The 13,822-nt window shown below is 63.1% G+C and carries 14 protein-coding genes; all 14 read right to left on the bottom strand.

Annotation, left to right across the window (positions count from 1 at the left end):
* Positions 1–59: 59 nt before the first annotated feature.
* The 14 genes from ACWGZX_RS29030 to ACWGZX_RS28965 all read right to left on the bottom strand — a co-directional run bounded on the left by ACWGZX_RS29030 (position 60) and on the right by ACWGZX_RS28965 (position 13,759).
* Entirely contained in the window at positions 60–1,262 is a 1,203-nt protein-coding gene (locus ACWGZX_RS29030) for a LuxR C-terminal-related transcriptional regulator (RefSeq protein WP_452626554.1), read from the bottom strand.
* Between the two features lie 76 nt (positions 1,263–1,338).
* Positions 1,339–2,547, bottom strand: coding sequence for an acetyl-CoA C-acyltransferase (locus ACWGZX_RS29025; protein WP_223521699.1), 1,209 nt, complete (start codon positions 2,545–2,547; stop codon positions 1,339–1,341).
* 6 nt (positions 2,548–2,553) lie between these two features.
* Positions 2,554–3,024 (bottom strand): MaoC family dehydratase, encoded by a 471-nt coding sequence (locus tag ACWGZX_RS29020; protein ID WP_452626553.1) that lies wholly within the window; start codon positions 3,022–3,024, stop codon positions 2,554–2,556.
* Positions 3,025–3,034: 10 nt separating this feature from the next.
* Positions 3,035–3,820, bottom strand: a complete 786-nt coding sequence (locus ACWGZX_RS29015; protein ID WP_452626552.1) for an SDR family oxidoreductase — start codon at positions 3,818–3,820, stop codon at positions 3,035–3,037.
* Positions 3,821–4,053: 233 nt separating this feature from the next.
* Positions 4,054–4,932 (bottom strand): SDR family oxidoreductase, encoded by an 879-nt coding sequence (locus ACWGZX_RS29010; protein ID WP_452626551.1) that lies wholly within the window; start codon positions 4,930–4,932, stop codon positions 4,054–4,056.
* A 59-nt stretch (positions 4,933–4,991) separates the two neighbouring features.
* Positions 4,992–6,143: an acetyl-CoA C-acetyltransferase gene (locus ACWGZX_RS29005; protein WP_452626550.1), complete on the bottom strand. Its 1,152-nt coding sequence runs from the start codon at positions 6,141–6,143 to the stop codon at positions 4,992–4,994.
* 3 nt (positions 6,144–6,146) lie between these two features.
* Positions 6,147–7,205: an acyl-CoA dehydrogenase family protein gene (locus ACWGZX_RS29000; RefSeq protein ID WP_452626549.1), complete on the bottom strand. Its 1,059-nt coding sequence runs from the start codon at positions 7,203–7,205 to the stop codon at positions 6,147–6,149.
* Between the two features lie 9 nt (positions 7,206–7,214).
* Positions 7,215–8,378 carry an acyl-CoA dehydrogenase family protein gene (locus ACWGZX_RS28995; RefSeq protein WP_452626548.1) on the bottom strand — a complete coding sequence of 388 codons (1,164 nt, stop codon included), beginning with the start codon at positions 8,376–8,378 and terminating at the stop codon, positions 7,215–7,217.
* A 9-nt stretch (positions 8,379–8,387) separates the two neighbouring features.
* Positions 8,388–9,140, bottom strand: a complete 753-nt coding sequence (locus ACWGZX_RS28990) for an enoyl-CoA hydratase family protein (RefSeq protein ID WP_452626547.1) — start codon at positions 9,138–9,140, stop codon at positions 8,388–8,390.
* Positions 9,137–10,249, bottom strand: a complete 1,113-nt coding sequence (locus ACWGZX_RS28985) for an NAD(P)H-dependent flavin oxidoreductase (RefSeq protein WP_452626546.1) — start codon at positions 10,247–10,249, stop codon at positions 9,137–9,139. The genes ACWGZX_RS28990 and ACWGZX_RS28985 overlap by 4 nt, the downstream gene beginning before the upstream one ends.
* Positions 10,246–11,154 carry an enoyl-CoA hydratase gene (locus ACWGZX_RS28980; RefSeq protein ID WP_452626545.1) on the bottom strand — a complete coding sequence of 303 codons (909 nt, stop codon included), beginning with the start codon at positions 11,152–11,154 and terminating at the stop codon, positions 10,246–10,248. Before ACWGZX_RS28980 ends, ACWGZX_RS28985 begins: the two co-directional genes overlap by 4 nt.
* Before the next feature lie 16 nt (positions 11,155–11,170).
* Positions 11,171–11,968, bottom strand: a complete 798-nt coding sequence (locus ACWGZX_RS28975) for a CoA-transferase subunit beta (protein WP_452626544.1) — start codon at positions 11,966–11,968, stop codon at positions 11,171–11,173.
* A 12-nt stretch (positions 11,969–11,980) separates the two neighbouring features.
* Positions 11,981–12,856, bottom strand: a complete 876-nt coding sequence (locus tag ACWGZX_RS28970; protein WP_452626543.1) for a CoA-transferase — start codon at positions 12,854–12,856, stop codon at positions 11,981–11,983.
* Between the two features lie 12 nt (positions 12,857–12,868).
* On the bottom strand, positions 12,869–13,759 hold the full coding sequence (locus ACWGZX_RS28965; RefSeq protein ID WP_452626542.1) for a VOC family protein: 891 nt from the start codon (positions 13,757–13,759) through the stop codon (positions 12,869–12,871).
* Between the last annotated feature and the right edge of the window lie 63 nt (positions 13,760–13,822).

The following is a 13,822-nucleotide window of genomic DNA, read 5'->3' as shown; positions in this document are numbered from 1 at the left end:
AGGCCAGGAACCCGACAGCATCGTCCGCACGGACTAACGCATTTTTGCCCGGGCCCGCGTCACAGCCGCGACCCGGCCGGCTGCGGCGCGCCCAGAGCTACCACGCTATTGAGCATGATCCGAACCAGCTCGGTCTGGCGCCGCACGCCCGTCTTGGAAAATATCGAACGCAGATGCGCGCGCGCGGTATTGCGTCGGATATTCAGGATTTCCGAGGCTTCCTCCAACGACAAGCCGTTGGCCAGTTCCAGGGCTAGCGCAGTTTCCGCCGGGGTCAGGTTGTACAGTTGCGAAGTCAGCACCGTGCTCACGAGCGACTTGCTTACAGCGTCGCGCACATACACCACCACCGTGGGTTTACCGTTGCCTTCGAGCAGTTCCCGGGATGGAATCAACTCCACCACAACGCCCAGGCTGACCTGCCCTGAAGGACGGGAAATCGACGTCGCCTCGGCCACCTGCACGCCCTTGCCGGCGCCTTGCTTGGTACGCTGAAAGGCATTGCGCACCAGGCGCGCCAATTCCCGATTGTCACTGGGGTAGGTCGCCTCCAGGCGACCACCAACCACTTTGAGACCGTCTTGACTGTTAAGGATTTCCCGGGCCACGGGGTTGAGTTGCACCACGCAGCCGTTTTCATCGAGCACGAAGGTCGCCACCGCGAGGCGGCTGATCGTCTGCGAATACAGGCTGCCGAGCGACTCGCTGCGGTCGAGCTGCGAATACATGTGCAAGGACCGGCGCAAATGTGGCAACAACATGCCGCACATGGCCCGCTCGGTATCACTGAAACGTGGGTGACCCTGTGGTCGATTGATCCGAAAACGCACCGTGCCGCCATCCGGCATGCGGATATCGGCACCGAGCATGTGGTAACAATCGTAGGGTTGGCAGTACAGCAGGTAAAACGCCGAACCGGCCCATTCGGCATCGCTCATCAGCTCATCGATGGTGAACACGGTGTCGGTGGGCAAACCGTCGAACAGGGTGGATTTGGCGTAGTAGGCGTAATGGTTGATGCCGCCCTGCCCCAGCTCGATATCACCGGCGACCACCATCGGTGACAACAGCGGCTCATCCTGAACCCGCAGGATCAAGGTCACGAAATTAGCCTTGAACAGCGCACGGATCTCGCGCAACGAGTCGTTCAAGGAGGCGGTGTTCATCGCTGAGTCGTAGATGTTGCCAATGATCCGTTCGTACTCGGCCAACTCCAGGCCCATTTGCGCCAAGACCTGTGCATTGGGCATACAACTTTGCATATCCATTCCCCAGCAGCGGGCCCGACCTGCGGGCCCCCATGGATTTAATCGAGAGTACGGCGGCGCCCCGCTCGCTTCACGGCAGCTCGAACAGGCCGGCGGCGCCCATGCCGCCACCGATGCACATGGCAATCACCACATAGCGCGCACCGCGCCGCCGCCCTTCGAGCAAGGCGTGGCCCACCATCCGCGCGCCGGACATACCGAAAGGGTGACCGATGGCAATCGCACCGCCATTGACGTTCAGGCGCTCTGCAGGGATCTGCAGCGCATCACGGCAATGCAACACCTGGCTGGCAAAAGCCTCGTTGATCTCCCACAGACCGATATCCGCCACCCCCAGGCCGAAGCGCTTGAGCAGCTTGGGAATGGCGATCACCGGACCGATGCCCATTTCCTCCGGTGCGCACCCACCCACGGCAATGCCCCGGTAGATGCCCAGTGGCGTCAACCCGCGGCGCCTGGCCTCGGCACGACTCATCAAAAGGCTGGCCGAGGCACCGTCAGAGAACTGCGAGGCGTTGCCGGCGGTGACGAACTCGCCCTGCTCGATCCATTTTCCGTCCTTCCACACCGGTTTCAGATTTGCCAGGTCCTCAAGGCGCGTGCTGGGCCGATTGCATTCATCACGCAAGACCTTCACGCGTTCATGACCATTGGGCTGTCCATCGGCGGCGAACAGCAGCTTGTCCACGCTCAGGCCGACGATTTCCTCGTCGAAAAGGCCATCCCGTTGAGCGGCAGCAGTGCGCAGCTGGCTTTGCAACGAATACTCATCCTGAGCGGCACGACTGATGCCATAGCGACGGGACACAATCTCGGCGGTTTCAATCATCGGGATATAGGCGCTGGGCATCACCTGCAGTACGGCTTCGGACTGGGCGCGGAAGCTGTTTTTGTGTTTGGTCTGGGTCAGCGACAGGGACTCCACACCACCACCGATGGCAATGCTCATCTCGCCACTCATGATGCCCTTGGCAGCCACGCCGATACTCATCAGACCCGAGGCGCACATGCGGTCCAGGGCCATGCCCGGCACACTGTCCGGCAAGCCACCGGTGTAGGCACAGAGCCGACCGATGTTGTAGGCCTGGGTGCCCTGCTGAACCGCCGCGCCCATGATCACATCCTCTACGTCAGCAGGCTCAATGCCGGCTCGTTCGACCACCGCGCGCACCACATGGCCACCCAGCACCGGGGCCTCGGTATCGTTGAACGATCCACGAAACGATTTGGCCAGCGCGGTACGGGCGGTGGCAACGATGACGACTTCATTCAGGTCCATGGAAACTCACTCGGAAATTGGGTTGAAGGTGTAGCGGCTGATGGTGTCGATCACGCAGCCTGGACGCGCCTGGCCCTCGACTTCCACTGTGATACGCACTACCAGTTGCACGGCGTCGCCCATTGGCTCGGCACGGATGATCAGGCCGCTGCCGCGTACCCGCGAATCGACCTTGACCGGCGCCGGGAAGCGCACCCGATCGCTGCCGTAGTTGACCCCCATGGCCATGTTTGAAAGGGTCAACAACTGCGGCATGAACAGATTGGCCAGGGATTGGGTCAGGTAGCCGTGGACAATGCAGGCGCCGAAAGGACCGCTGGCGGCGCGTATCGGGTCGACATGAATCCACTGGTGATCACCTGTGGCTTCGGCGAACAGATCGATGCGTTGCTGGCTGATGGTCAGCCATTCGGTATGGCCCAGGTCCAGACCTTCGGCCGCAAGCAACGTCTGGGCATTGCTGAAAACGTGACTCATGAGCGCACCCTCAAGCTTGTTGTGAACTGACGGACAACACTTCACCGACCATGTAGGAGGCATAGTCGCTGGCCAGGAACATCATCACGTTGGCCACTTCCCAGACTTCGGCGGCGCGACCGAACGCTTCGCGCCCTGCCAGGCTGGCGAGCAATTCTTCACTGGAGGCTTTCTTGAGAAAATCGTGCAGGGCAATCGATGGCGATACCGCATTGATGCGCACGCCGAACTCCGCGGCTTCCAGGGCGCTGCAGCGGGTCAGCGCCATCACCCCGGCCTTGGCGGCGGCGTAATGGGCCTGCTCCTTTTGTGCCCGCCAACCGAGCACCGAGGCATTATTGACGATGGCCCCTGCGCCGCGGCGCTGCATGTGCGGCAACATCGCCCGAGTCATACGGAAGGTGCCCGTCAAGGTCACATCCAGCACCCGCAACCACTCTTCGTCACTCATCTCCACCACACGCTTCTGGCCACCCAGGCCCGCGTTGTTAATCAGCACATCGACACCGCCCAATGCCTCTTCGGCCGCCGCCACCAGGGCCTGGACTTCGCCTTCGATCGTGACATTGCACAGCTGGCCATATATCGCCTGTAAACCGGTCTCGGCCTTGAGGCGTTCCACCGCCTCTTCCAGGCGCCGCGCATGCACGTCGGAAATCATCAGCGCCCGGCAACCCTCCTCGGCACTGCGTCGGGCCGCTGAGTAACCGATACCGGCACCGGCTGCGGCGGTTATCAACACCGACTTGCCGGCCAGCAATTGATGACCGGGAACATAAGGGGGGGCTTGTTTCACAGCGTCTACCTCCGAAGAAATCAATACGCTGTAGTTGTACGGAGGGGGCGACGCGGGCACATCGTCAAAATGGGGTATGAAGGCGAAGAACGCTGATGCGGTACATCAGATGCACCGCGTTGTCTGGTTCGCCTGTAGGAGCAAGGCTTGCCCGCGATGAACGAAAACGCGGTATGACAGATACACCGCGGCGTCCCGTTCGCGGGCAAGCACCGCTCCTACAAGGGCCCCTCTCAACTCCCCCAAACCCTCTGCGCCTTCGGCGCTTCGGCAAGGATCGCATTCACTGCCGCACCGATTTCTTCAACTTGCCACAACGCACCCTTGTCGCGGGTGACGCCCGTGCGCCAGCCGTCAGCCAGGGAGATTCGCCCGCCCTGGCTTTCGAAGATCTGACCGCTGACGTGGGCCGACGCCGGGCTACCGAGCCACACCACCAGCGGCGCGACGTTTTCTGCAGCCCAGGCGTCGAAGCTGCCGTCCTCGGGTTTTTTCACCACGTCGGGCATCGCACTCTCGGTCATCGAGGTCCGTGCGGCCGGTGCCAGCGCGTTGGCGGTGACGCCGTAGCGCGCCAGTTCCGCCGCTTGTACCAGGGTCAGCGAAGCGATGCCGCCCTTGGCCGCCGAATAATTGGACTGCCCCACCGAGCCTTGCAGGCCGGCGCCGGAACTGGTGTTGATGATCCGGGCGTCAACCGGCGTGCCGGCCTTGGACTGGTCGCGCCAGTGGCGGCCGAGGATGTTGGCCAGGCAGTAATGGCCCTTGAGGTGGACGCGCATAACCATGTCCCAGTCTTCTTCACTGAGGCTGATGAACATGCGGTCGCGTAATACGCCGGCGTTATTGATCAGCACATGTACTTCACCGAACGCCGCCAACGCCGCATCGACGATGCGCTGCGCAGTGGCCAGTGTGGTGATGTCATCGCTGTTGGCAATGGCCTGGCCACCGCTGGCGCGAATCTCACCCGCCACATCTTCTGCGGCATCGACGCGAATATCGTTGACCACGACATTGGCCCCTTGCGCGGCGAACGCCAGGGCGTAGGCGCGACCGAGCCCGCCACCGGCCCCGGTGATGATCACGGTGCGGTCTGCACAAATAGCCATGTTTGACTCCTCAGGATTTGGGTGGCCGCGCACCCGAAGCGGCGGCCCACATGAAAGAACTACAGCCGTTCGATGATGGTCACGTTGGCCTGGCCGCCGCCTTCACACATGGTTTGCAGGCCGTAGCGACCGCCGCTGCATTCCAGTTCGTTCAGTAGCGTGGTCATCAGTCTTGCGCCAGTTGCACCCAACGGGTGGCCGAGGGCAATCGCACCGCCGTTGACGTTGGTGCGCGCCAGGTCGTAATCCAGCTCTTTGGCCCAGGCCATAACCACTGAGGCAAAGGCCTCGTTGATCTCGACCCGGTCGATGTCGGCCATGCTCAGCCCGCTTTTGGCCAAGGCCCGGCGAGTAGCGGCAATCGGTGCGGTGAGGTGCCAGATCGGATCGTCACCGAGCACCGTCAGGTGATGAATCCGCGCCCGTGGCGTCAGGTCGTAGCGCTTGAGCGCCGCTTCGGAAACCACCAACAGCGCCGCCGAGGCATCGCAAGTCTGGCTGGACACGGCAGCGGTGATCGATGGGAACTGAGGGTCCACTGGCTGCAATTCGGCCATCTTCGCCAGACTGCTCTGGCGCGGGGTTTCATCCACCTCAAGCCCCTGGCAGGCGACGATTTCCCGAGCAAATCGCCCACTGGCGATGGCCGCCAGTGCGCGTTGGTGGCTTTGCAGGGCAAAGGCTTCCATTTGCTCGCGACTGATCTGCCAGTGATCAGCAATCCGTTGCGCGGCATAGAACTGGTTCACGGGTTGCTGGCCAAAGCGCGCGCGCCAGCCAACGCTACCCGAGAATGGATCGGCAAAGCCCAGGGGCTGGCCGGCCAGCATCGCCGAGGAAATGGGGATTTGGGTCATGGTCTGCACCCCGCCCACCGCGACCACATCCTGAGTGCCGCTCATCACCGCCTGCGCGGCGAAATGCAGCGCCTGTTGCGATGAACCGCACTGGCGATCCACTGTGGTGCCGGGGACCGTCAGCGGCAAGCCGGCGGCCAGCCAACTGGTGCGGGCGATATCGCCGGCCTGGGAGCCGATGGTGTCAACGCAACCGAATATCACGTCGTCGTAGTCTTCAGCGGGGATCACATTGCGCTCCACCAGTGCCTTGAGCACATGGGCGCCCAGGTCAATCGCGTGGATCTCGCTCAATGAGCCCTTGCGCTTGCCCGTGGGGCTGCGCAGTGCATCAACAATGTAAGCCTGTGCCATGACTCATTCCTCGAAAGTGTGTCCCGGCCCAAGGCCGGTATCGTCGGCGAACAGGTAGTCGCTGACACGGGATTTGTGAAAACTGCGGTCGCCCCAGGACGCATCGAGGGCCCAGGCACGCTTCATGAACATCTGCAAATCGACTTCCCAGGTGTACCCCATCGCACCGTGCACCTGGATGCCCTTGCGGGCGGCGATCCAGCTCGCCTCATTCGCCGCCAGGCGGGCCTGCGAAACCCATACGCCAGCGTTGACGTCGCCCCGGGCCAAGGCATGAGCGGCGCGGTACAGCACTGGTTTGGCCTGTTCGATGTAACGGGCGACATCGGCCAGGTGATGCTTGACCGCCTGGAAGCTGCCGATCGGTTTGCCGAACTGTTTACGCTGGGCCACGTAGTCCACCGACAGGTCCAGCATGCGCTGCGCCAATCCCAGAAGTTGCCCGGCCACCGACAGCGCGCCACGGTCCAGCATGCGGTCCTGCAAGGCACGCCCCTGCTCGCCACTGGCCACGCAGGTCGCCGACGACGAGGTCCACGTCACCAGACCCAGGCGGCGCGAGGCGTCGATGCTCAGATGGTTTTCCACGTCCATCTGGGAGCGCGGCACCACATGGATGTCATTGCCGTCGGTGAGAATCAACACTTCGGCCAATTGCGCGTCGCTGACCAAAGCATTGACCGGATGACTGATCGCCATGCGCAAACTGCCATCGGCGATCCGGGGCAACAGGTCGGCGCGGGCCGGATGCCCTGCGGGCAGACCGGCAAGTAAGCCACTGGCGACATAAGCGGTGTCGGCCAATGAATCGGGAATGGCGTAGTAACCCAGCTCCTGGGTCATCAGTGCCCAGGTCACGTCGTCCATGCCCATGCCGCCTTCGGCCTCGGGCACCGACAAGGCGGTCAGGCCCTGCTCGGCGATCTTGTTGCGCAGGTCCCGGGAGCGCCCGACATCGGTCTCCCAGATTTCCCGGAGCATTTCCGGGGCGGCTTCGGTCATCAGGAAACGACTGATGGCTTCGCGGAACGCCAACTGGTCATCGTTAAAAGTGAAGTCCATGGCGGTTCCTTATTTCGGCAAGCCGAGCATGCGCTCGGCAATGATGTTGCGCTGGATTTCGTTGGTGCCGGCATAGATCGGCCCGGACTGCGCGAACAGAAAGCCCTCCAGCCAGCCAGCCGCGTCGCCGGCCTGAGCGCCCTTGCCCACCAGCTCGCCTCGGCCGCCGAGAATGCGCATGGCGGTCTCGTGCATCTTCAGATCCAGTTCCGACCAGATGACCTTGTTGATGCTCGACTCGGCGCCGATCTGCTCGCCTCGACTCAAGCGGCCCACAGTGTGGTAGGCCGACAACGCATAGGCTTCAGCGCCCATCCAGGTCTCCAGCACGGCATCGCGCAGGCTCGGGTCGCGGTCGGCGCTGGCGCGGTTCGCCTTGTACAGCTCAACCAGCTTGCGTGCCGTGGCCTGAAACCGCGCCGGTGAACGCAGCAGCAGGCCACGCTCGAAACCGGCTGTGGCCATCGCCACGTGCCAGCCCTGCCCTTGCTCACCGATGCGGTTGGCCACCGGCACCCGCACGTCGTCGAAAAACACCTCGGCAAAGGCGTCCTTGCCGTTGAGCGCCTTGATCGGGCGAATGCTCACTCCCGGCGTGTCCAGCGGCACCATGACGAAGGACAAGCCGTGGTGACGAGTAGATCCTGGCTCGCTGCGAAAGAGGCCGAACAGCCAATCCGCGTAGATCGCCCGGGTCGACCAGGTCTTCTGCCCGTTGATCACGTAATGGTCGCCGTCGAGCAGCGCCTTGCTGGTGATTGCCGCCATGTCGGAACCGGCGTTGGGCTCCGACCAGCCTTGCGCCCACATGTCCAGGCTGGCGGCCATGCGCGGCAGGAAGTGCTGCTTCTGCTCCGGGGTGCCGAATTCCATCAGGGTCGGCCCCAGCAACAGCTGGCCGTTCTGATTGACGCGCATCGGTGCTCCGGCGCCGTAATACTCTTCCTCGAAGATCAGCCACTCGATCAAGTCGCTACCGCGACCGCCCAGTTCCGCGGGCCACATCACCATCGACCAGCGGCTCTCGAACAGCTTGGCCTCCCAGGCGCGATGCTGTTCAAAGCCTTCGCGGGTGTCGTAGCTGGCCAGGGGCTCGCGTGGCAGGTTGGCCGCCAGCCAGGCGCGCACTTCAGCGCGGAAGGCGTTTTGCTTGGGGGTATATGTCAGGTCCATGGCGTTATCTCAGAACTTGGCGTCGCGTTTTTCGACGAAGGCCCGGCGCGTTTCCGCGGAGTCCGGGCTGCTGTAGGCCTGCATGGTGAAGCCCTGTTCCCAGCGGTATTTATCTTCCAGGTTGCCGTCTTCGATGCCGTTCAAGGCTTCCTTGGCGATGCGGATCATCCCCGGGCTTTTTTCGGCAATTTTTGCCGCGATGCCGAGGGCGGTTTCGCGCAACTGGTCCTTGCTGACGATCCGCTCGATAAAGCCGTATTGCAGAGCTTCGGGGGCACCGATGCTGTCGCCGGTAAAGAACAGGTAACGGACTTTTTGCACCGGAAACAGGCGCTGCAGATGCGCACCGCCGCCCATGGCACCCCGGTCGACTTCCGGCAGGGCAAAGGTCGCGCATTCGGAGGCGACGACGATGTCCGCCGCCCCGGTGATGCCGATGCCGCCGCCCAGGACAAAACCATGGACCGCGACAATCACCGGCACCGGATTGCGGTGCACGGCCTTGAAAGTGGCGTAGTTACCGGCATTGACCTCAACAATCCGTTCCGGGTACTTGTCCAGTTCCTTGATATCGACACCGGCGCAAAAGCCCCGGCCCTCGGCACGAATAACGATCACCCGCACTTCGGGATTTGCCCCAAGGGCTTCGATCTGTCGCGCCAGGGCATGCCATTCCTGGCTGTCGAGGGCATTGACCGGTGGCTTGGCGATCACCAGCTCGGCGATCCCCTGATTGAGTTGCGTCGTAAATGCCGGGTTCATAGGGGTTCTCCAATGCTGGCTGGATGGTTCGAGGGGCGGGTCTGGCTGCGCGCCAGGAGCGCATCCAGGCATTGCTGGGCCTCGCTGGCGATGCCTTCGATGACTTCACGGCAGCTGAGCAACTCGCCGATGGCGGCCGCGACTTGGCCACTGGGCAGGATGCCCTCGTCCGGGGCGCCATCGACCATCGAGCGCTGCAACAGCACCGGCTGGTTGGCGGCCATCACCACTTGCGACAACGCCGAAGGGTCTTCGCGCAACGCCCGGATAAAGACTGAAGCCATGTGCCCCAGGCTCATGCCGGTGTGTTGCTTCCACTGCCAGGCGCTGCCCAGAGCAATGCGCAGGCGCCCGAAGGAGCCCGCCCGTTCCAGGTGGTTGATGAAGCGGTTTTCGATCATGCGGTGGCGCATGCCATCGACCGCCGTGGTCACGCGCACCTGCTGCGGATCGTTGACCTTGAGGTAGCGTTCGAGGGTCGCGGCCGGGGTCGGCGATTCGCGGGTCATGAGAAACCGCGTGCCCATGGCGATACCGGCGCCACCGGCGGCCAGCACCGAGGCCAGGCCACGGCCGGTGGCGAACCCACCGGCCGCGATCACCGGCACCCTGACCGCCGCCAGCACTTGGGGCAGCAGGATCGAACTGGGCACGCCGCCGGTATGGCCGCCGCCCTCGCCACCCTGAATAGTGATCAGATCGGCACCCAGTTCCACCGCCTTCAGGGCATGTTTCAAGGCGCCGACGGTGGGGATGCACAGCACGTTCGCCGCCTTGAAGCGTGCGATGGTCTGTTTGTCCGGGCCGCGTCCGTAGCTCACGGCGCGCAAGCGGTACTCGATCGCCAGGTCGACGCACTGCGCGGCGTTGTCCTGGAACATATGGAAATTGAGCCCGAAGTTGCTGCCGCCGGTGGCGTCGATCACCTTGCGGATTTCGCCTTCCAGTTCATCGGCCGGGATGGTCGCCCCGGCCAGGAAACCGAAGCCCCCGGCCTGGGTCGTGGCGATTACCAGGTTGGCGTCGGCGACCCAGCCCATGGCGGTTTGCACAATCGGGTAACGGCAACCCAGGGCCTCAGTCAATGGCGTATCCAGCCAGCGGTTCATTGGCTTTTGTCCTCGGCCTGCTTGTTGGCCCGGGCCATGCCCTTGGCGTCGAAGCCGCCCAGTTTGTCGCCGGACAACAGCTCGTTATGGGCATGGGCAAAGTGGTGCCAGGCGAACACCGCATCCATCGCCGTGCGCTTGCCTTGCAGGTCTTCGACGTGGTTGATCGCCTGCTTGGTCAGGGCCAGGCCCATGCGTGGCTGGCGGGCGATGCCGGCGGCCAGGGTATAGGTCGCCGACTCCAGTTCTTCACGTGTCACCAGGCGGTTGACCATGCCCACTTGCCAGGCCCGGTTGGCGCTCATTCGGTCGCCGGTGAAGAGGAATTCCTTGGCGATGCGCGGGTTCATTTCATAGGGATGGGCAAAATACTCCACCCCCGGAATGCCCATGCGTACCACCGGATCCTGGAAGAATGCGTCGTCGCTGGCGACGATCAAATCGCAGACCCAGGCCAGCATCAGCCCGCCCGCTACACACGCGCCATGGACCATGGCGATGGTCGGCTTGGGCAGTTCCCGCCAGCGCCGGCACATGCCCAGGTACACCTCCTGCTCGCGGGCATACAGCTGCTCGCCACCGGGTTTGTTGGTGTGGTCCCACCACAGGTGCGCGCGCTCGAACGGTTTGTCGATATCGCGCCCGGGGGTGCCGATATCGTGGCCCGCCGAGAAGTGTTTGCCGTTGCCCCGCAGGACGATGACCTTGACGCTGTCATCGTTGACCGCCTGGCGAAAGAACGCATCCAGGGCGTAGGTCATCTGCGAGTTTTGCGCGTTGTTGAAGGTCGGCCGGTTCAGCGTCAGCGTGGCAATACCCTCGGCCACGCTGTACAGCACCGGGGTGTCCGTCTCGTAGACGGCGTTGTCCTGGCGGACGATGAATTCACTGTCGCTGCTGTGCATGGTCGCTGTCCTTGCCTCAGGCCGTACGGATGCCGGGCGGATTGCCCTTGATCGCCGTGGCGCGGTAATCGTGGGGGTCGAGTCGACGGATCAGCGCCAACTGTTCTTGAGTGGGGTGCGCGGTCTCATGCAACTGCTCCGACTTGAGCAACGGGAAGCCGGTGTTGTCCTGGACCTGCTCGAAACTCACGCCGGGGTGCAACGAGCGCACCTGCACCGCACGTTCCGGGCCATTGAAATCGAGGACACAGAGGTCGCTGACCACGCAATGGATGTCCATCAAGTCGCGGCGCGCCCCTTCGGGCCAGCGCTCTGCCTTGAAGCCCACACCGGAGACCATGTCCACTTCGCCGCTGACGAACACCCGGGTGTTATGGCTGGGCACGAAGAACGAGTTGAGGTGGTTGATGCTGTTGCCTGGCAGGCCGCGCACACCGAGGATCGCCGTCCTGGGCTTTTGATAGTCGCCGACGCAGGACAAGTTGGTCTGGCCCCAGCGGTCGATCTGGGTCGGCCCGATCATCGCGTGGCGGCGTCCGCCCCACACGCATTCGAAGACCCGCTCGAACGACATATAACCCGAGTAACGCGGCACGTAGTCACCACGCGGGCCCAGCGGGATCGGTTCTTCTACCAGGAACGCCTCGCTGTCGGTCATCAGCAGTTCCGGGCTGTGGGTCAGTTTGGCCAGGCTGGCGCCCAGGCGCGGGATCACGCCCAGGCCCGAGGCAATCACCTCGCCATTGCCGCGCCAAGCCTCGGAGGCAGCGACGATCATCAGTTCAGCAAGGGTGAAATCACAGGTTGCAGACATAGTCGCTAATCCTCAGAACACGGGAAGGGGCAAGACGCCCATGGAATCGGCACCGCCGTTCTGTGCCTGATAGGCCTGCTCGCCACCGGCGACGTAGGTCTGCACATAGTCCTGCCAGCCGTTTTCCACCTGGCTGCTGGCGACATAGTTTTTCAGGTGCTTGAGGTCCCAGCCGTAGTCGGGGGCGCAGAGTGTCGGGTGCGCACCGAGGGGTGCCTGCACCACGCCAGTCACCAGGTAGCGTTCGAAGGTATTGAAGCGGGCCTGATCGGCGCTCAGTTCCAGGCGCTCTTCAAGGCGTTCGCACGAGACAAAGCACTGCTTGGCGGCGCGGGCGAACAGGTGATCAAAATACGGGTCCGGCCCGGTCACCAGGCAGTTGCCCAGGCGGTCGGCGACGTTGACATGCAGGAACGCCACGTCGAGGTTGAGCGCAGGCATTGCCAGCAGCACCTCGCCATCGACATAGGGCGACTGGATGGTCTTGAGTTCCGGGTTCAGGCGCGTCACATCGGTGGCCAAGCCACAACGGGTCGGCAGGAACGGCAAGCGCATGCCGGCGGCGCGCAGGCCCCACTGGAACATACCTTCGTCCAGTTCCATCAGCTCCAGCTCGCCGGCTTCCCGGGCCTTGCGGTAGTAAGGCTCCAGCGGAATGGCATCGAGGGTGGCGAAGCCGAACACCAGCTTCTTGACCTTGCCGGCGGCGCACAGCATGCCCACTTCCGGGCCACCATAGGCAACCACAGTCAGGTCTTTGACTGGCGAGCGCAGGATCTCACGCACGATGGCCATCGGCTTGCGCCGAGGGCCCCAGCCGCCGAAACCGATGGTCATGCCATCGCGCAATTGAGCGACCGCATCGGCCGCTGTCAGTTGTTTGTTCATTTTGATCATTCCTTACTGTTGGCCGACCGAAAAGTCGTGCCCCCAAATGCTCACGCGGGTGAACTCGAACGCCGAATGTTCGGCCCAGTCGACTTGCAAACCGCCAAAGCCGTACTCCAGATCGAAACCGGACGGCGTCTTCATGTAGAAACTGGTCATGCGGTCGTTCAGGTGCTGACCGAGGGTGGCCGACAGGCTCACGTCATGGGCGTGCAGACGGTCGTGGGCACGACCGACTTCGGTCATCGAATCGACCTCGACCATCACGTGTACGCAACCTGACGGCACCGGGTACTCGGCCAGTGCCAGGCTGTGGTGGCGGGCGTTTTGACAATGCAGGAAGTGAATGCGGATCGGCGGCACCGATGGGTCGGGACGAAAGTTGAAAATGTCCGACAGCTCGAAGCCCAGCACATCCTTGGCGAACGCCAGGGTGGCGTCGAAATTCGGCGCCGGCAGCACCGCATGACCCAGGCCCATCTCACCGGTGATGAAACGCGGTACACCCTGAGGTGAGACAAACGGCAGGCAATCGGAACGATGGCCCCAGCTCAGTTCATGACAGTTGCCCGACGGGTCGGTGACCTTGATCAGCGCCTGTACACCGCGCTGCTCGATCTCGGCGGCGGAGCCCGGCTGCCATTCAATGCCGGCAGCGCTCAGGTGCTCGAGGGCGGCATTGAATGCCGGCTCGTTGGCCAACTCCCAGCCAGAGGCCAGGTAACGCGCCTCGCTGCCTTCGACGATCAGCATGCGAAACGGACGCTCGTCCATTTTCACGTACAAGCCTCCGCCCGGCGCCGGGTTCACTTGCATGCCCAGCACGTCTTCGGCGTAACGCTGCCAATGGCTGAGGTTTTCGATCTGCGAGACGAAATAGCTCAAACCGCGAATGTCGATCATGCCTTGGTCCTCGTTGGCTGAATGGCTTACGTGGCTGGCATTGTGCTAAGCGCCACCGGGCGC

Source organism: Pseudomonas sp. CLCA07 (genome assembly GCF_053615335.1).
Note: the sequence above shows the minus strand (reverse complement) of the source record. Positions and strands in the feature narration are given on the sequence as shown.